16 protein-coding genes are annotated in these 19,861 nt (G+C 36.7%); 11 read left to right on the top strand and 5 right to left on the bottom strand.

The genetic code is table 11. From position 1 onward, the window contains the following. Nucleotides 1–120 precede the first annotated feature (120 nt). A complete protein-coding gene (locus tag CQ022_RS07735) occupies nt 121–2,307 on the top strand; it encodes an outer membrane beta-barrel protein (RefSeq protein ID WP_105680861.1) in 2,187 nt (728 codons plus the stop codon). A gap of 687 nt (nt 2,308–2,994) precedes the next feature. On the opposite strand, the gene CQ022_RS07730 is transcribed toward CQ022_RS07735, so the two are convergent. The 5 genes from CQ022_RS07730 to CQ022_RS07710 form a co-directional block, all read right to left on the bottom strand. After that, nucleotides 2,995–5,205, bottom strand: coding sequence for a glycoside hydrolase family 3 C-terminal domain-containing protein (locus tag CQ022_RS07730; protein WP_410492624.1), 2,211 nt, complete (start codon nt 5,203–5,205; stop codon nt 2,995–2,997). A gap of 251 nt (nt 5,206–5,456) precedes the next feature. After that, nucleotides 5,457–6,266, bottom strand: coding sequence for a methionine ABC transporter substrate-binding lipoprotein MetQ (gene metQ, locus CQ022_RS07725; protein ID WP_105681789.1), 810 nt, complete (start codon nt 6,264–6,266; stop codon nt 5,457–5,459). Nucleotides 6,267–6,377: 111 nt separating this feature from the next. Further along, nucleotides 6,378–7,034 carry a methionine ABC transporter permease MetI gene (gene metI / locus CQ022_RS07720; RefSeq protein ID WP_105680859.1) on the bottom strand — a complete coding sequence of 219 codons (657 nt, stop codon included), beginning with the start codon at nt 7,032–7,034 and terminating at the stop codon, nt 6,378–6,380. Continuing rightward, nucleotides 7,027–8,055 (bottom strand): methionine ABC transporter ATP-binding protein, encoded by a 1,029-nt coding sequence (locus tag CQ022_RS07715; protein WP_105680858.1) that lies wholly within the window; start codon nt 8,053–8,055, stop codon nt 7,027–7,029. Before CQ022_RS07715 ends, metI begins: the two co-directional genes overlap by 8 nt. A gap of 18 nt (nt 8,056–8,073) precedes the next feature. Beyond that, a complete protein-coding gene (locus tag CQ022_RS07710) occupies nt 8,074–9,072 on the bottom strand; it encodes an EamA family transporter (RefSeq protein ID WP_105680857.1) in 999 nt (332 codons plus the stop codon). A 677-nt stretch (nt 9,073–9,749) separates the two neighbouring features. Here CQ022_RS07710 and CQ022_RS07705 point away from each other — a divergent pair. From CQ022_RS07705 to CQ022_RS07660, 10 genes are all read left to right on the top strand, one after another. Continuing rightward, nucleotides 9,750–10,682, top strand: coding sequence for a ring-cleaving dioxygenase (locus CQ022_RS07705; RefSeq protein ID WP_105680856.1), 933 nt, complete (start codon nt 9,750–9,752; stop codon nt 10,680–10,682). 217 nt (nt 10,683–10,899) lie between these two features. After that, a complete protein-coding gene (locus CQ022_RS07700; protein ID WP_105680855.1) occupies nt 10,900–11,196 on the top strand; it encodes a GNAT family N-acetyltransferase in 297 nt (98 codons plus the stop codon). 162 nt (nt 11,197–11,358) lie between these two features. Continuing rightward, nucleotides 11,359–12,312: a VOC family protein gene (locus tag CQ022_RS07695; RefSeq protein ID WP_105680854.1), complete on the top strand. Its 954-nt coding sequence runs from the start codon at nt 11,359–11,361 to the stop codon at nt 12,310–12,312. A gap of 5 nt (nt 12,313–12,317) precedes the next feature. Beyond that, nucleotides 12,318–12,938: an alpha/beta hydrolase gene (locus CQ022_RS07690; protein ID WP_105680853.1), complete on the top strand. Its 621-nt coding sequence runs from the start codon at nt 12,318–12,320 to the stop codon at nt 12,936–12,938. A gap of 303 nt (nt 12,939–13,241) precedes the next feature. Continuing rightward, nucleotides 13,242–14,852: a Na+/H+ antiporter gene (locus CQ022_RS07685; protein WP_105680852.1), complete on the top strand. Its 1,611-nt coding sequence runs from the start codon at nt 13,242–13,244 to the stop codon at nt 14,850–14,852. A gap of 144 nt (nt 14,853–14,996) precedes the next feature. Beyond that, nucleotides 14,997–15,308 (top strand): hypothetical protein, encoded by a 312-nt coding sequence (locus tag CQ022_RS07680; protein ID WP_105680851.1) that lies wholly within the window; start codon nt 14,997–14,999, stop codon nt 15,306–15,308. A gap of 10 nt (nt 15,309–15,318) precedes the next feature. Beyond that, complete coding sequence (locus CQ022_RS07675) at nt 15,319–15,903, top strand: Crp/Fnr family transcriptional regulator (protein ID WP_105680850.1); 585 nt, start codon at nt 15,319–15,321, stop codon at nt 15,901–15,903. Nucleotides 15,904–16,358: 455 nt separating this feature from the next. Continuing rightward, on the top strand, nt 16,359–17,234 hold the full coding sequence (locus tag CQ022_RS07670; RefSeq protein ID WP_105680849.1) for a pirin family protein: 876 nt from the start codon (nt 16,359–16,361) through the stop codon (nt 17,232–17,234). A gap of 44 nt (nt 17,235–17,278) precedes the next feature. Continuing rightward, nucleotides 17,279–17,968, top strand: coding sequence for a hydrolase (locus CQ022_RS07665; RefSeq protein WP_105680848.1), 690 nt, complete (start codon nt 17,279–17,281; stop codon nt 17,966–17,968). A gap of 61 nt (nt 17,969–18,029) precedes the next feature. Continuing rightward, nucleotides 18,030–19,802, top strand: a complete 1,773-nt coding sequence (locus tag CQ022_RS07660) for an amidohydrolase (protein WP_105680847.1) — start codon at nt 18,030–18,032, stop codon at nt 19,800–19,802. Nucleotides 19,803–19,861 lie beyond the last annotated feature (59 nt).

Genomic DNA, 19,861 nt, shown 5'->3' with positions numbered 1-19,861 from the left:
TTTATGTTTACATTAAATGCTGATATATTGCTGGGAACTAAGTCTTTATTTAATTTTTTTTATTTTTTGATGTAACAAACTTGTGAAGATAGTGGTCTTATAGAAAAACTATAATTTCACATGAAGAGAATATTATTTCCTATAGCAATAGTAACAGGCTCCTTAGTAATGGCCCAGCAGGCTCCAGCTCCGGCTGCCAACGATACTGTAAAAGGAAATGCAAAAGAAATAGAAGCGGTTACTCTGGTGGCCAGAAAACCAACCGTAGAATCTAAAGTAGACAGAACTGTATTTAATGTAGCAAATAGTGCAATTCTGGCAGGAAATACAACATGGGATGTTCTTAGAATGACTCCTTTGGTAAGTATTGATAACAATGATGAGGTAAAAGCCGAGGGACAATTGGTTACGGTATATATCAATGACAGGAAATCTGTTTTTACAGGGAAGGAACTAAAGGAATATCTTAAAACAATTCCTGCTGATAATCTTATGAAAATTGAAGTGATTACCAGCCCGTCTTCCCGTTATGAAACTTCCGGTTCTGTTATCAATATTGTCCTTAAAAAAAGAGATGATGAAGGGCTAAAAGGAAGTATCTCTCTTAACAACAGACAAAGTACCAAAAACTCACAATACACGAATTTCAATCTGAATTATCATAAGAAAAAGTTTACCCAAACCTTTATCGGTGGTTACAATAGCGGAAATTATGTACAAAAGACCCAGACGTGGGATAATCGCTACGAAAAGAATAAGTTGACCCAATTCAATCTGGAAAATTTAATGAGAAATGAAAGTCCTTCTCTTTCTTCTACTTCGGAGTTTGAAATTAATGACAAAAATAATTTCGGACTTGTATTGGAGTATTCTCAGAACAGGAATTTGCTTTCAGCAGAATCTAACGGGATGACCACAAAAGATGGAGATCCCGGTGAATCTTTTCTTCAAAGCCAAAACAACTGGGGATTCAGCCGTAATCTGGGGTCTAATGCTTTCTATAAATACTACGATAAAGAGAAAAATAGAATTTTAGATATTAATTTGGGAACCAATTATTCCAGTGATAATAATGATAATTTAATTGATAAACTCATTGATAAGCAGGGAGTAAAAACAACTCAACAGCTGGGTGTTATGAGTTCCAATCAGATGCGTAATTATTATCTGAAAGTGGATTATACTCAGCCTTTTGGTAAATCAGGCGGTACTATGGAAGTGGGAGGAAAAACGGAATTGAACAACCATATTATTTCCAACAGTCTTTATGGATTCAGCATGAATAATCCCACCCCGGAATTTGCTAATTTATCCAAAAATGACAGGTTCCATTATGAGGATAATCTGAGCTCCTTATATGCCAATTATAGCAAAACATTTTTCGAAAAACTGGAAACTAGAATCGGAATCCGATACGAATATATTGATTATAAAGTAAGACAGGATGTAGCAGGTACGGAAAGAAGAGATTCTTACGGTACTTTTCTTCCCAATTTATTGCTGAAATACAGCTTTTCAGAGAAATTTGATCTGAGCCTTACCTATAACAGAAGTATCTGGAGGCCATGGTATTCTGAGTTTAACCCTTTCCTGATGCCGGAAATTAACGGAACGTATTCCAGAGGAAACCTTTATCTGAATCCCAATCCTAATGACCGGCTTTATATGAAATTCGGAATTCTGAAAAAGTACTTTATTTCTGCAAGATATATGCATACGAATCAGGATTACTGGACGACCTATGTCACAGAAAACGGAAGAACGGTTTCATTACCAGGAAACTTTGACGGAAAGGTTGAGAAATATTATCTTTTTGCGAATACCAATCAGAACTTCCTGAAGAATAAACTGAATGTAAATGCCGGATTTGGATGGTATTATATTAATAATAAGGATTTTAACGAAAAAAACAAATTGGGAGCTAAAGACTATATCAGTTATTGGGGTGCTTCCGCCAATATATCTTATACTAATTTATTCAATAAAAATATTAATATAAGTGCATGGATGGAGCTTGCCAATCAGAATAACGGAAATTCATATGCGAATAATACCAATGTCTTCCATAATATTTCAGTGACTAAAATATTCCCGAAAACCCAGATGGAATTGAGCATGCAGCTGATGAATATTTTTAAAAGACCTTATGGTGATAACACGACTTACAGTCAGGATGGAACTTTCAGAGAGTATTCAAAATGGGACTGGTACGGTGTTTCTCTTACGTTTGTAAAGCGTTTCGGAAACCAGAAGGTAAAAGAAAATACAAAAACCGACGTAGAGAAAAACGGCGGCGGAGGAAAGTAATTCAAAATTTGTTAGATAAAAATAAAAGCAGGTTTCAATTTGGAATCTGCTTTTTATTTTTGGCTAGAAGCTAGAAGCTAGAAGCTAGAAGCTAGAAGCTAGAAGAGGGAAGTAGTGAAAGATAATCTTTATGTTTGTCTTAAAAATCTGCGAAATCTCCTAAATCTGCGAGAAAGAATCTATATGTGAATTTTTTGAACCATTAAGAAAATAGTAAGCTGTTAAGAGGATTAAGGGAATGTTTAAAGACATTTTTTATACAGGTTGCTTCATTCAAATTTATTTGAACCTTAATGTTCCTTAAAAACTTAAACCTCCTTAATGGTTTATAAAAAATCTGTGCAATCACTGTAATCTGTGGGAGAAAAATAATTAGATTTTAACACAAAGTTTTCATATGAAATTCTTACAATTCTAAGGGAGCAAAGATGGAATCAATGGTATTGATTCTTTCTAAGCGTGAGCGTTATTCCTTATGCTTCCTCCGCGACTTTGTCGCCTTTCTTTGCTTCCTCAGATAATAAGATCGAATTTAATAATCTTTGCGTTTAAAACTTTATCCAGCAAAATTTACAGATCAAAATATCGTAATTCGCGATATAAATAAAAAACAGATCCCAATCTGGAATCTGTTTGCATTCTATCAAATAATTATTAAATAGAGTTTAGTACTCTTAACTCTCAGTTTTATTTAAGGGTAAATTTCACTTTCGTCTTAATGGCATCGGAAGAATTTCCAATCAATGCCTCAAAGTCTCCCGGTTCAGCTACCCAATCGTGTTTTTGAGCATCAAAATAACTTAAAGCCGTTTTATCAATGGTAAAAGTAACTTTTTTTTGTTCACCCGGATTCAGATATACTTTTTCAAAACCTTTCAGTTCTTTTGCAGGGCGTGGAACGGATGATTTCAAATCACTGATATAAAGCTGGGCAACTTCAGCACCTGCTTTTTTACCTGTATTTTTAACCGTAACGGTGAAAGTAATGGTACCATCCTGTGATATTGTTGTCTGGTCAGCTTTTGCTTTTCCGAATTCAAAAGTGGTATAGCTCAACCCATGCCCGAAACTGAACAGAGGCTTTATATTCTTAGTATCATGCCAGCGGTAACCTACAAAAATACTCTCGTTGTAAGTAATGTTGATAGGGTTTTTCTGATCTTTACCTTTTCCTGCTGCAAACTCATCCTTTTGTCCAGGATATTCTCCAAGCTGATGGGCTGAATTGTCATCAAGTTTTATAGGGAATGTAAATGGAAGCTTTCCTGATGGGTTGGCATCTCCTGCTAAAACAGCGGCAATAGAGTTTCCTGCTTCAGAACCCAGATACCAAGACTGTAAAACTGTGGGAACTTCTTTAATCCATGGCATAGCTACGGCATTTCCGGAAACAAGAACCACAGTAAGATTTTTATTTGCTTTTGCAAGTGAAGAGATCACCTGATCCTGATTGTAAGGCAAGCCATAGCTTTTTCTGTCGTTTCCTTCACTGTCTTGAAAATCAGCTTTATTCAGTCCGCCAACGAAAATCACATAATCTGATTTTTTCGCCAATTCCACAGCTTCATTCAGTAATTCAGCGGCAGAACGGGTATCTTTTAAATCCTGTCCGGATTTTACGCCATTGTATTCTCCTCCGATGTCACCTACATAACCTCTTGCATATTGTACATCTGCCTGTTTTCCAAATCTGGATTTGATTCCGTCTAAAGGAAGGGTTTCATATTTTACTTTTAAAGATGAAGAACCTCCGCCTACCGTCATTATTTTGATGGCATTTTCTCCGATAACGGCAATCTTTTTAGCCTTATTAATATCAATAGGAAGAACATTTCCCTGATTTTTTAATAAAACAATTCCTTCTTCTCCAATTTCTTTGGCAACCGCTTTATGCTCTTCAGAAGCAATATTTCCGAAAGGCTTGTTGCGGTTCATTGTCGTTTTATAGGCAAGACGAAGAAGTCTTGTTACCTTATCATCAAGTTCCTGGGTACCTACTTTTCCTGCTTTAATCAAATCAAGATAAGGCTTTGCCAGATAATAATTATCATAGGCATTTTTAGTTCCTGCGGAAAGTCCGTTGGTCCACGATCCGAATTCAAGATCAAGTCCGTTATGAATAGCCTGTTCCGTATTGTTTACAGCGCCCCAGTCAGAGACTACAACCCCTTTATAATTCCATTCTTTCTTTAAAATATCATTTAACAGATACTGATTCTGGCTGGCATACTGACCTTTGTACATGTCATAAGCACCCATGATTGTCCAGGAATCACCTTCTGTTACGGCTGCTTTGAAAGGTGGTAGATAAATTTCATAAAGAGCTCTGTCGTCAACATTTACATTGCTTGTATGGCGGAACATTTCCTGGTTGTTCAGGGCGAAATGTTTCACAGAGGTTGCCACGCCGTTAGACTGTACTCCTTTAATGTAAGGTACTACCATCTTTGAAGTCAGATAAGGATCTTCACCCATATATTCAAAATTTCTTCCATTCAGCGGAGTTCTGTAAATATTAACTCCAGGTCCCAGAAGAATATCTTTTTTTCTGTAGCGGGCTTCTTCACCCAAAGCTTTACCATAATTCCATGACATTTTTTTATTCCATGTGGCGGATAAAGCAGTCAGGGCAGGGTAGGCGATAATAGAATCGTTCGTCCATCCGGCCTGATCCCATTCGTCCCACATTACCTCAGGACGTACTCCGTGAGGGCCATCTGTGGTCCAGAATTCAGGAATTCCCAATCTTGGTACACCTGGTGAACTGAATTTCGACTGTGCATGCAGCATGGCCACTTTTTCTTCCAGTGTCATTCTTGATAATGCATCCTGAATACGCTGTTCTACAGGTTTGGATTCATCTAAATAAACGGGGATGGTAGTATTGGTCTGAGCCATATAAGAAGCAGAAATAAAGGTGAGTAAACTTATAATGACGGTTTTCTTTAACATAATGCCTTTCTATTTGATTAAAAACAAAAATAAAGAAAATTTTTTATTATCTCAAATTGAGAAAATAAAATTTTAGCAAATAAAAAACTGCCTGCTTAATGGCGGACAGCTTTTTATTAAATATTGTATTGGTAAATGCGAAAAAACTGAAGAGAAGCATAAGAGTAAAAAGCAATACTCTTAAATCATCTCACTCATCAATCCCATCCTTTCACAGCTCCTCCTTTAAAAATTTCTTTGGCTTTCTTTTCTACTTCAGGAGACTGATAGGCTTTTACAAAGTTTTTTACTTTCTGGCTGTTTTTATTATCCTGTCTGGAAACTACCACATTCACATACGGTGAGTCTTTATCCTCAACAAGGATACCTTGTTTTTCCTGATCCAATCCAGCCTGAGCGGCGAAATTGTTATTGATTATTCCAACCACAACATCTCTGTCCTCCAAAACTCTTGGAATCTGTGCACCTTCAATCTCCATAATTTTCAGATTTTTAGGATTTTCTGTAATGTCAGTCACTTTAGGTAAAAGTCCAACACCTTCTTTTAGTTTCAGCAGACCACTTTTCTGCAGAAGCAGTAAAGAACGTCCTCCGTTGGTAGGATCGTTGGGAATTACAATGGTATTGCCTTCCTGTAGCTGACTGATATTATTAATCTTTTTTGAGTACGCTACAATAGGATAAACAAATGTATTACCTACAGGCACAAGGTTGTAACCTCTCTGTTTTGACTGTTCTGTTAAATAAGGAATATGCTGAAAGGCATTGGCATCAATATCTCCGTTAGTCAATGCTTCATTGGGAACTACATAATCGTTGAAAGGGATAAGCTCCACTTCCAGGTTATATTTATCTTTAGCTACTTTTTTGGCAACTTCGGCAATTTCCTGTTCCGGGCCGTAAGTAATTCCTACGCGGATAAAGTTCGGATCATCTTTTCTTCCCGAACAAGCGCTGAACAGTAATATTCCAGCAGTTAACAAACTAAAGATTTTTATTCTTTTCATTCTATTTTTTATTTTAAATGCTATTGAGGTAAAAGATAAAAGATAAAAGATGAATGAAGGAACTTTCATATACTCCAACCCTCAAACTTGCATCCCTACCCCGAATCCCAACTATCTGTGATCAAATCGCTTTGACAACCTGTCGCCCATAAACTGGATGATGAAAACCAAAAGTACAAGCAGAATCAATACCGTATTCATGATGACAATATCATATCCGATATATCCATACTGGTAGCCCACCTGTCCAAGTCCACCTGCACCTACGGCACCACCCATTGCTGAGTAACCTACAAGGGTAATTAAAGTGATGGTAGCATTATTGATTAATGAAGGAAGTGCTTCAGGCAACAGTACTTTTCTGATAATCTGTAATGGAGAAGCTCCCAAGGCTCTTGCTGTTTCTATAAGACCATGAGGAACTTCAATAAGGCTGTTTTCTACAAGTCTTGCAATAAAAGGAGCTGCACCCACACTTAGTGGAACCAAAGCAGCATTTACTCCAATGGAAGTTCCGGCCAAAATTCTGGTAAAAGGAATCATCCATACAATCAGAATAATGAAGGGAATGGCGCGGAAAATATTAACCAAAATAGAAAGTCCTCTATGATAAGCTACGTTTTCCAGCAGTTGGCCTTTTCTTGTTAAAAATAACAGAATCCCTACCGGAAGACCTAGTACAAATCCAAAAAATCCGGATAAAAATGTCATATAAACCGTTTCCCAGGTTCCTTTTGCCAAAAGGGCAATTACCGTATCACTAAGCATATCCTTTTACTGTATTTTGAATTTTATTTTGGTTGAAATAATAGATCGCCTGTTGGTTTTCTTCAGTTTCACCCTGAAGCTGCAGCAGAAGTTTACCGAAATTGGAATTTCCAAAATACTCTACATCTGCTTTTAACAATTTATAAGGGATTTTATATTGGTTGTACAGCGTTGAAAGAATTTGTTCAACACTGATGTTTTCGTTAAGTTCTATTTCGACCAGCGGAAATAAACCTTCTTTAGGTTCTTTCTGCAGTCTGCTAATGAATTCCTGTGGCAGGGTCATGATATCTGAATTTATAAATTGGCGAATGATCGGGTTTTCTTTATCCGAAATAATCTCGCTTAATGTACCTTTTGTTAATAATTTTCCTTTGTCGATCACGGCTACGTGGTTGCAGACCGCTTTGATCACTTCCATTTCGTGGGTAATTAAAAGGATGGTAATTCCCAGTCTCTGATTGATATCTCTTAAAAGCTGCAGAATAGACTGCGTGGTAGCAGGATCCAGTGCGCTGGTTGCTTCATCACAAAGCAGAAGGTGAGGATCATTGGCCAAAGCCCTAGCAATGGCAACTCTTTGTTTCTGTCCTCCGGAAAGGCTTTTAGGATAATCATTGGCTTTATCTTCAAGTCCTACAATCTTCAGTAATTCATTGACTTTTCTGTTGATTTCGTCCTTGCTGGTATGGTCCAGTTCAAGAGGAAGAGCTACATTATCAAAAACAGTTCTTGAAGAAAGAAGATTGAAATGCTGGAAGATCATTCCGATTTTTTTACGTTCCTCAGCCAGTTGCTTAGAATTGAGTTGGGTAAAATCTTTTCCATTAATAATAATCTGTCCTTCATCAGGTCTTTCCAGTAAATTTACTGTACGGATCAGGGTACTTTTTCCTGCTCCCGAAAAACCGATAATTCCTACAATATCTCCCTTCTCTATATTTAAACTCACCTTATCCAGTGCTTTAAAAGACTGTTTTTTCTGATGAAATGTTTTCGATATGTTTCTGATTTCTATCATTCTGATTTTGTATACTGTTTAAATAGGCTGATATGGTCTGCCTGCTCTGTTAAAAAATCTTCTTACTCTTCTGATTTTGACCTTTGACCGTTTTGAAAGTCTGAAATACTTGGTGACATTCGTTAGAAGTACTCCCAGCAATATAACGAATAAACCGTACAGCTGACCTCCATTGATGCTCTGGTTGGCAATAATCCAGCCTGCAATCACTGTTACAATAGGATTGATGTAGGTATGGGTGCTTACCAAGGCAGCGGGTTTTACGGACAGAAGCCAAATGTACGACAAATAAGCGACTATCGATCCAAAGAAGATCAAAAATAGAACCCCAAACCATGCTGATAACGGAACTGCAGAAACTGAAAAATCAGTCCATTCTTTTCTGAAAAAAGCAATGAGAAAGGAGGCTAATCCTGCTACGATAAGCTGTTGAGCAATATTCATAAATGTAGATTGAGAAGCCGGATTTTTCTTTGAATATAAAGAACCCAATACCCATGCGATGGAGCTTAATCCCAACACTACAAATGCTGTGATGCGTAGATTTCCGTTAGCCACTGCATGGGCTGCACTGGAATGCACACTTCCTTTTAAAAACATCACCAATCCTGCAAATCCAATAGCCAATCCTATAGGAATGAATTTATCCGAAAAATAATATTTCCAGTTTTTTTTGTCGATGGCAATAAACCAGAATGGCCCTGTTGCAATTGAAATAGCCGCCTCAGAAGCCGTTACATATTGTTCTCCCCAGGCTACAAGCCCAGTTCCTCCGGTAAGAATTAGGATACCGGTAATTGCGTTTTTCTTCCAGTTGATCAGAGAATTTGCTTTTTCTCCTTTAGAAAGAAGATATCCTATCATCAGAATTCCCGCAACCAGAAATCGTAATCCTGAAAGAATGAATGGCGGAAAACCTTTTAAGCCAAATGAAATAGCTAAAAACGTAATTCCCCATATCACATAGATGTTTGTAAAAGCCAATGGAATCAACCATTTGTTTTTAGAATTGTTCATTTTTATTTTTTTGATGTTGTTGTGTTCAATAAAAAAGGCTCTACCACGTGGTAAAGCCTTTTTGAAAATATATCTATATAAAAGTAAGGTCAACCACAGTATTCTTGATGTATAGGCATACAGATATCCTTCATCATATTTTCGATGGTATGTTTCTTAATTGTATTATTGTTTGATTTTGTCTTCATTTTGTTTTATTTCCTGAATACGCTTGCAAATATATAATTTAATTTTTATTAGTCTACTAAAAAAGTAGGTATTTTAAATATTAATTTATTGTTAATGATTTAAATTATTGTTTGTTAGTATTTTATGATTTAAATATTCGCTCATTTATTTTAATTTTAAAAATGTTTTTAATGCCTTTTATTTCAAAAAATAGAGGAAATATCATTTATTTTTAATTATTAAAAATGTAATATAAATTGAAATTTATAAGAATTAAATAATTTTTATATTGTCATGGATAAAATAGATAGAAATTTATTCTGGTGCATTTTTATTTTGTAGATTATTTATAAACCTTACTTTATGTATTGCTTGAATTTCCAACAAATCTGTGAATTTTAAATTATTATCAGATCAAATAGACAAGATCATTGGACCTTTCTGATTTATTAAACTAGTTAAATGCACAGGATTTCTGTTCACTGTAATTTAGCATCAAAATTAAAGACATGGACAATAGAATATTAGGTCTGCATCATATTACTGCTATTGCAGACAATGCCAAAAGAAATTTAGATTTTTATACAAAGGTTTTAGGAGTAAGACTTGTGAAAAAAACGGTGAATTTTGATGATCCGGGAACGTATCATTTCTATTTTGGGAATGAAAGCGGAACACCGGGAACCATTCTTACTTTCTTTCCGTGGGAAGGAATAGGAAAAGGAAATAATGGAAGTGGTATGGCTACTCATATTGGATATTCAGTACCCAAAGGAAGTCTTGAATTCTGGAAAGATCATTTACAAAGCTTACATGTAGCTACAGAAGAAGGTGAAATATTTGGAGAAAAGACGATTTCTTTTAAAGATCCGGACGGGCTTCAGTTACAGTTGATAGAACCGCTTAGTGAAGACAACAGAAAAGTATGGACAACAGATAATATCAAAGATGAAAACGCTTTGAAAGGTTTCCATAATGTTACTTTAACCTTAAAAAAAGCAGATCCTACCATCAAAGTTCTGACCGATGTTTTAGGATATGATTTGCAGAAACAGGAAGGAGAAAGATACAGATTGGCAACGGACGCAATTGATACAGCTAATCTTGTAGATATTATTGAAAATGATACCATTCCTGCCGGAAGAAATGCTGCCGGAACCAATCACCATATTGCATTCAGAGTGAAAGATGATACTGTTCTGATGGAATATCGTGAGAAAGCGTTATCAGCTGGTTTGAGTATTACACCGAAGATCAACAGGGATTACTTCTATTCATTATATTTCCGTGAGCCGGGTGGTGTATTGTTTGAAATAGCAACCGATAATCCGGGATTCACCGTAGACGAACCTTTGAATGAATTGGGCAAAAATCTGAAACTTCCCGTTCAATATGAAGGAATGCGTGACAAAATAGAAGGAGTATTGCCGAACTTATCATAGATCATCGGTCAGTACTGATAAAGATGCTAATTTTGAATTAAGATTTTAAACATTAACAATTAAAAGAAGGTAGGTTTATTTTAGGCAATCATAACAGTACGCTTCATCGGATCAATTTGTTGATTCCATTCTTAGCTCACTTAAAATATGCATTACTATTATTAAACCTTTGCGTTAAAATTTATTCACTATTGAATACAAAATAAAAATATAAAAAATGGAAAGAACAGAAATAGTTTTAGAAGGAAGAAAAGGCGAAATTCAACTTTTCTCAGACGATCATAAAGCAGGTAAAATGGATATTTCAGTCATTGGAAAAAAGCTGACTGTTTACCATACCGAAGTAAATCAGGAATATGAAGGAAAAGGTTTTGCAAAAATTTTACTGGAAAGGCTGGTTTCCTATGCAAGAGAAAATGATTTGAAAATTTTACCGTTGTGTCCGTATGTTCACACACAGTTCAAACGTCATCCGGAAGAATATAATGATGTCTGGTTGAAGGAAGAACTGTAGTAAGTTTGAGAGTCGCAGGGTAAGAAGGTTTGAGAGTCTTGAGCTAAAAAACAGAAGTGAAAGACAAACGATGCATAAAGCTATTCTCGAAGTTATCAACCCGAATCCCGTATTCCGAAATCTCGCCTTCCATCATCATAACCAATTAACAATTTCAACACAATGAAACTTATCACAGGACTGCACCATGTTACGGCAATTACCGGCAATGCACAGGAAAATATAGACTTTTACACAGGAGTTTTAGGACTTCGATTAGTCAAAAAAACGGTTAATTTCGATTACTCAGATGTTTATCATTTTTATTTCGGTGACGAATACGGAACACCGGGAACCATTATGACCACTTTTCCCTATGGCAAAGATTTGATTAATGGAAGACATGGTAAAGGAATGCTCAATACCACTGCTTTTTCAGTTTCTTTAGAAGCCCTGGAGTATTGGATGAACCGTCTCGAGCAGTTTAATATTCCTTTCAAACAACCGCAGCAAAGATTTTCTGATGAAGTTTTCATTTATCTTGAAGATTTTGACGGGCTAGGACTGGAGTTGGTTTTTAATGATAAAGATGAAAGAAAAGGATACTACAATGGGTATATTCCTAAAGGTTATGCCATCAAAGGAATTCATCACGTGGAAATCTGGCAGGATGGTTACGAAAGAACAGCTGCTCTTCTGACGACTCAGATGGATCATAAAGTAATTAGAGAAAGCTCTGACAGATTGAGATTGGGAACAGAAAATATGCCGGGAAAATATGTAGATCTGCTGTCTGCTCCTAACGCATTGAAAGGATTGGCAGGAAGAGGTACGGTTCATCATGTGGCTTTTGCTACTCCTGATGCAGCATCTCAGCTGGAAATGGTAAAAAGATTAAATGCATACGGACTGGAACATACAGAAGTGAAAGACAGAAAATACTTTACATCCGTATATTTTAAAGAGCCTGGAGGTGTTTTATTTGAAATTGCAACTTCCGGCCCCGGATTCGATGTAGATGAAGAAGCAGCGTTTTTAGGAGAAGATCTGCAGTTGCCACAACAATTTGAAAAAAGAAGAGAACGTCTGGCAGAAGTTCTTCCCGTAATTAATTATCCAACAGAAAAATTCAGATAGAAACAATGAGTCATATTTTAAATATAAAAACAGCAGGAATACCATTGAATCAGGCAGAAAAAGCTTTGATTATGATTCATGGGCGTGGAGGAAGTGCTCAGGATATTCTGAGTTTATCACAGCATTTAAATGTAAAAGATTATGCCCTGTTAGCGCCACAAGCTCTTAATCACACCTGGTATCCCTTCTCATTTATAGCACCGGTGGAACAAAATGAACCATGGTTATCATCAGCCCTTGAAATGGTTGATGAAACAGTAAAAGCCGCAGTAAAAGCCGGAATTCAACCTGAAAATATATACTTTTTCGGATTTTCTCAGGGAGCCTGCCTTACCCTTGAATTTTTAGCCCGTAATGCGCAGAAATTCGGTGGAGCAGCAGCTATTATCGGCGGGGTGATAGGAGATAAAATTAATAGGGAAAACTATAAAGGCGACTTTGCCGGAACCCCAATTTTTCTGGGAACCAGCAATCCGGATTTTCATGTACCTGTAGAAAGAGTATATGCTACAGCCAATATTTTAAGAGAAATGAATGCTGAGGTAACAGAAAAAGTATATGCTAACTTTGGACATTCTATTAATGAGGAAGAAATTGAAATCGCTAATTCAGTGATATTTAAATAATTTAACCACAAAAGTCACAAAAGATTTGATAAGTAAATATCGAACTCCTGAAAAGAACACTTAAGTTTTATAAAAATCTTTGATTTTTCTCTCATGTGATCTTTATATTGTATGTTATTAAACTTTATAAACATTTTAAAATAAAAACTTTGTGACTTTTGTGGTTAATCTTTATAATTGGGATTTTAAAACAATGACGATTCAATAGAGGTGGGCTTTAGCCCGCCTTACAATAAATAATCAATCCACTGGCTTTAGCCCAAACCTAAATAACCAGAATCTGAAATCTAACTTCTAAAAAACATGCACGAACAACTACTCTTAATATTAGGTCTTTTATTACTGGTCATGCTGCTGGTTATGCTGGCGCAGCGGATTAAAATTGCCTATCCTATCTTTCTGGTTCTTGCCGGATTAGGAATCAGTCTTATTCCGGGGGTACCTGTTTTAAAACTGGATCCAGATATTATATTTTTAATTTTTTTACCTCCTCTTTTATACGAAGCAGCCTGGTATACCTCATGGAATGATTTCTGGAAATGGAAACGTCCCATCAGCCTTTTGGCTTTTGGACTGGTATTTCTGACTTCTCTGGTCGTTGCTTATACTTCACAAATGCTGATTCCGGGTTTTACACTGGCATTAGGTTTTTTATTGGGAGGAATTGTTTCGCCTCCTGATGCAGTTGCCGCTACCACAGTTTTAAAGGGGTTAAAAGTTCCAAAACGTACAATTGCTATACTGGAAGGAGAAAGTTTGATTAATGATGCCTCTTCACTTATTGTTTTCAGATTTGCTCTGGCAGCAGTAATGACAGGTGCTTTTTCAATGCATGAAGCAACAGGACAGTTTTTTCTGGTAGCAGGAATGGGTGTAGTCATAGGAATTGCAGGAGCTCATATTTTCTATGCCATTCACCGTTTTTTACCTACAACACCAGCCATTGATGCGGCTCTTACCGTAATGACTCCTTATATTTTATTTCTCTCAGCGGAACATTTTCACTTTTCAGGAGTGATGGCAGTGGTAAGCGGAGGATTGTTTATGTCTTTCCGTGCTCATGAAATTTTTAAAACAGGAACCACAAGAATTAACATGACAGGAGTCTGGAACACCCTTATTTTTGTGATGAATGCTCTGGTTTTTGTATTAATAGGGCTCGAACTTCCGGATATCATCAATGGATTAGGGGAAGTTTCTTTGATGGAAGGAATCAAATATGGTTTAATTATCAGTTTGATTGTCATTGTCGTACGTTTGTTGTGGATTTATCCTGTGGCTCATCTTCCAAGATGGTTCAGTGAAAAAGCCCGTCGAGATCCAAGTCCGGGATGGAAAAATCCCTTGATTATAGGCTGGGCTGGAATGAGAGGAGTGGTTTCTCTGGCAACAGCCCTTTCAATTCCGGTTATGATGAATACTCAGGCAGAATTCCCGATGAGAAACCTGATCATTTTTATCACATTTGTAGTCATTTTTGTGACCCTGGTATTTCAGGGACTCACCTTGCCTTTAATTATTAAATTGACCAAAATAGGAGAGATTGATGCTATTCTTCCTTCCCACGAACAGCAGGCAGGAATTCAGATGAGGTTGGATAGGCTTGCCGTTCACAAACTTGACCAGGAGTATAATGATGCAGTGAACAACAATAACTTGCTTGAAAATCTTAAAAAAGCGCTGGAAAATGATATCAAACTTCATCAGAATCATTTAAGCTCTATTGAAATGTGTACAAACAGACAAAATGATATGGCAGAATATCACAAAGTAATGCTGGATATATTTGCCCTGCAGAGAAAAGAATTGTTTAAAATGAAACGAGAAAAACTCTTCAGTGATGATGAAATCAGAAAAGCAGAATCCCAACTGGATCTTAATGAACTGAAAATTACAGGGAATAAACATTTGTAGAAGGATTCCGGATGCGAGTTTGTTTGAGAGCCGGAGGATTTGAGAGTATCAGAGTAATTTCATCTATCCGTACACTTTGTCATTCCGTAGGAATCTCCACTTTATTCAAACACTATAAACCTTGAACTTTAAACCTTGAACAAGATGAAAATACTACATTTTTTAGTTATTGGAAAGAATCAGGAAATTCTGGATACTTTAAAAAGAATTATAGAAAATAATGAAGGCTGGACGGCTGAAATACAAAGTGATGAAAATTTCTGCTATGAATATATAAGAGAAAATACGGTGGATATTGTCCTTTTAAGCTCAGGTTTGGAGGATGATTTTGAGAAAAATATCAAAGCATTTTGCGCCGGATTAGATAAAGATGTTAAAGTGATCGACCATTATGGAGGCGGAAGTGGGCTTTTAAAGAATGAAGTTTACAGTCTTTTTCCTAATTTGCAGGGGTAAATGCTACATTATGTTCGAAAATATCATCAAAAATATTACAAGATTTATCTCCATTACTCCCGAAGAAGAAAAAATATTTACAGATCTGCTTGCCTGTCAGTCGTTTCCCAAGAAAACGGTTTTACTCAGAGAAGGAGAAATCTGTCAATTTGAAGGATATATTCACAAAGGATGTGTGAGAATGTACTGTTTGGATGATAACGGCTCCGAAGTTACGCTTCTGTTTGCCATTGAAGACTGGTGGATCAGTGATATTGCTTCATTTCAGGAGCAGAAACCCTCTAAAGTTTATATCGAGACTCTCGAAGATTCTGAAATCTATATGTTGAATCCTGCAACCAAAGAAAAATTACTTCAGGAGATCCCTAAATTTGAAAGAGTTTTCAGAATGCTGGTTCAAAGGAATCTTGCCACTTTACAAAGCAGACTGGTCAATACGATCTCTAAAACTGCTTCAGACAGATACCTTGAATTTATCAAAGTATATCCTTCAATTCCACAAAGAGTAGCACAATATTATATTGCGTCTTATCTCGGCGTTTCAAAAGAATTTGTAAGTACCATCAGAAAACGCCTTGCTTCAAAGGAGAAGTAAATCTTAGTTTTTATACTTGCAGATTGCAGAGATTTGCATGGATTTTATAGGTGTGAATATTCCTGTAAAATTATAGTCACCCATTTTATCGGAGATAAAATCCTTGCGCCTTAAAAATATTTAGCTTAAAAAACAACTTGCGTCTTTGCGTTTTCCAACTATTTTTTTGCTTATCATTCATACAGAGATTCCTGCGGAATGACAAACTGTATGGATAAACTAAGCGTTGTATTTGTCATTCCGTAGGAATCTAAACAAATTTATCCTTTAGGTCTTAAGAGTAAAAAGACTTCTGTATTTTCTCAAAAAACAATCCAATATACTCATACTGCCGGATACAAAAGTATTCGGCATTTTTTTTTGCTGCAAAGTCATTTATTAAACTAGTTAAATGTGCAGGGTTTTTCGGCGCTCTACATTTGTCATATCAAAAACGAACAAATAACAACTGAGATATGGACAGAAAAGATTTTTTAAAAAAAGGATTACTGGGAACAGGAATGTTTGTCGCATCAGCTTCTCTGGCAAGCGCTATGAAAAATGATATCGATGAGATTGAACCATTAGAACCGATCGGATACAATCACCTTCCTAATACAGAATCAAAAATAAAAGAAAATTCTGTAATCCACAGAGCAGACTCAAGAGGGAAAGCTGACCACGGATGGCTGTTGAGCCAGCACACTTTCAGTTTTGCCAACTATCATAATCCTGAAAGAATGCATTTCGGAGTATTGAGAGTCCTGAACGATGACAAAGTGGAAGCAGGCAGAGGTTTTGGAACACATCCTCACGACAATATGGAAATCATCAGTATTCCTTTAGAAGGTGATCTTGAACATAAAGACAGCATGGGAAATACGGCAGTGATCAGAAGTGGAGATATTCAGGTGATGAGCGCAGGAACGGGAATCATGCACAGTGAATTCAACAAAAACAGTGATAAGCTGGTAAAATTCCTTCAAATCTGGATTTATCCTAAAAAAAGAAATGTAACTCCAAGATATGATCAGATCACTTTAGACAAAACAAAAGGTCACAATACATTTCAACAGATTCTTTCTCCCAATGCAGACGATGAAGGAGTATGGATTCATCAGGATGCGTGGATTCATTTGGGAACTTTTGATCAGAACAAAGAAACGCTTTATCAGATCAGAAAAAATGGAAACGGCATTTATGTTTTTATTCTTAAAGGAAGCGCAGAAATAGGTGGAGAAATTTTAGAAGAACGTGATGGATTTGGAGTCTGGGATATTCAGGATATTAATATCAAAGCCATTAAAGAAGGTACGGAAATCCTTGTAATGGAGGTACCAATGACCATGTAAAAGAAAATTAAACAGAAATAGAAACCCTTAAATTTTAAATAATTATGAAAAAATTAATCCTATCATTTGCAGCTGGTTTATTATCATTCACAGCATCAGCTCAAAACCCTGGAAAATCATTATTAAACCCTACCAACCATGCCGTAGTATTGATTGATCATGAAGGCCAAATGGCTTTTGCAACAAAGAGCATCAGCATGGAAGAACTGAGAAATAATGTAGCACTGGTAGCCGGAGGATCAAAAATATTTAATGTTCCTACAGTGGTAACAACGGTGGCAGAAAAATCATTCAGCGGACCTGTTTTCCCTGAAATTTCAGAAGTATATCCTGAAGCAACAAGCGGCTATATAGACAGAACGACAATGAATACCTGGGAAGATACTAACGCTCACAAAGCCATCACAGGAAAAAATAAAAAGAAACTGGTTTTTGCAGGATTATGGACAAGTGTATGTATTGTAGGCCCTGTATTATCAGCTATTGATGAAGGGTATGATGTATATGTGGTAACAGATGCTTCAGGGGATATCTCCAAAGAAGCGCATGATCAGTCAATCACCCGTATGGTTCAGGCAGGAGCACACCCAATTACTTCTGTTCAGTATGTGTTGGAGCTGCAGAGAGACTGGGCAAGAAAAGAAACGTACAAACCAGTTAATGATCTGATGAAAAAACACGGAGGAGCTTACGGTATAGGAATTCAGTATGCTCAGGAAATGTTAAAACATTAATGATGTCTGTTTTCGGCAGGCTGAAAGCCTGCCGAAACCTTCAACCTTAAATATTGAAATAATGAAATTACTGAATACACTTATCTTTTCTGCGGTTTTAGGAACAGGAATACTCCATGCTCAGAAAGCAGACATGATCATTACCAATGGGAAAATTACCACAATGGATGATAAAAATCCTGAAGTACAGGCTGTAGCTATAAAAGATCATAAAATCTTACAAACCGGAACAAACGCCCAGATTTTAAAATTAAAAAGCAGCAATACAAAAGTCATTGATGCCAAAGGAAACAGAGTGATTCCAGGTTTGTTTGACAGCCATTTGCATGTGATCCGTGGAGGCAGATTTTACAATACAGAACTTCGCTGGGATGGTGTGAAATCTTTAAAAAGAGCGCTGGAAATGCTGAAAGAACAGGCGCAGAGAACCCCAAAAGGTCAATGGGTAAGAGTGATCGGAGGCTGGAATGAATATCAGTTTGAAGAAAAACGACTTCCCACACTGGCTGAAATTAATGAAGCCACAGGAGATGTTCCCACATTCATCATGTATCTTTATGGAAAAGCATGGTTAAACAAAGCAGGATTACAAGAACTGAACATCAACGGAGATACTCCAAATCCAGCACAGGGACTTATTGAAAAAGACAACAATGGAGATCCTACAGGATTATTGGTTGCAGAGCCTAACGCTTTCATCCTTTATTCAACATTGGCCAAATTACCGGAGTTGAAAGAAGAAGAAAAAATAAACTCAACCCTTCAATATATGACGGAACTGAACAGATTAGGGGTAACGGCTGTAATGGATGCAGGAGGAGGATTCCAAAATTTTCCTGACGATTATGGAACAACAGATCAGCTGAACAAAGAAGGAAAAATTACCGTTCGCTTACCTTACTATTTATTTGCTCAAAAAAAAGGGTCTGAACTTGCAGATTATACCAAATGGATAGGAATGGTAGAGATTGATGATCATGGCCACAATGATTTTAATGAAATAGATTACCATGTGAACGGAGGTGGTGAAAACCTGGTTTCTGATGGTGCCGATTTTGAAAACTTCCTTTTTCCAAGACCAGAACTTCCCGCTACCATGGAAAAAAATATGAAAGAGGTTGTAAGTCTTCTGGTAAAAAATAAATGGCCTTTCAGAATTCATGCTACCTATAATGAAAGCATCACAAGATTTTTAAATGTCATTGAGGAAGTCAACAAAGAAACTCCTTTGAACGGATTAGTCTGGTTTATTGATCACGCAGAAACCGTTACTGAAGACAATATGAAAAGAATCAAAGCTTTGGGCGGAGGGATTGCAGTACAGCACAGAATGGCGTATCAAGGGGAAAGTTTCATCCACAGATATGGTAAAAAGCCGGCTTTAGCTTCTCCTCCCGTGAAAAAAATGCTTGACATGGGAATTCCCGTAGGATTGGGAACAGACGGAACAAGAGTCGCAAGCTACAATCCATGGGTGGCTTTATACTGGATCACAACAGGAAAAACCATCGGAGGAACTCAGGTGATGGGAAAAGAAAATACGCTGGACAGAAAAACAGCCTTATCCCTTTCTACTTATGGCGGTTATGAATTAATAAAAGACTATCAGAAAGGAAAAATACAAAAGGGATATTTTGCAGACCTTACCATTTTGGATAAAGACTATTTTGAGGTTAAGGATGAAGAAATTAAAAATATTACTTCAAAACTAACCATCGTAGACGGAAAAGTAGTGTACGGAGATGAAACCTACAAAACAGCCGCACCAGCACCGCTTCCTGTCATTCCGGAATGGTCACCCGTAAAATATTACGGAGGCTATCAGACAAAATAATTTTTTAAATCACAAAGGTTTCTAATCAATTAATTATCAACCAATATTCCAACTGAAGG

The organism is Chryseobacterium culicis (assembly GCF_002979755.1).
GTDB lineage: Bacteria > Bacteroidota > Bacteroidia > Flavobacteriales > Weeksellaceae > Chryseobacterium > Chryseobacterium culicis_A.
This window is presented reverse-complemented; position numbering and strand designations above follow the sequence as displayed.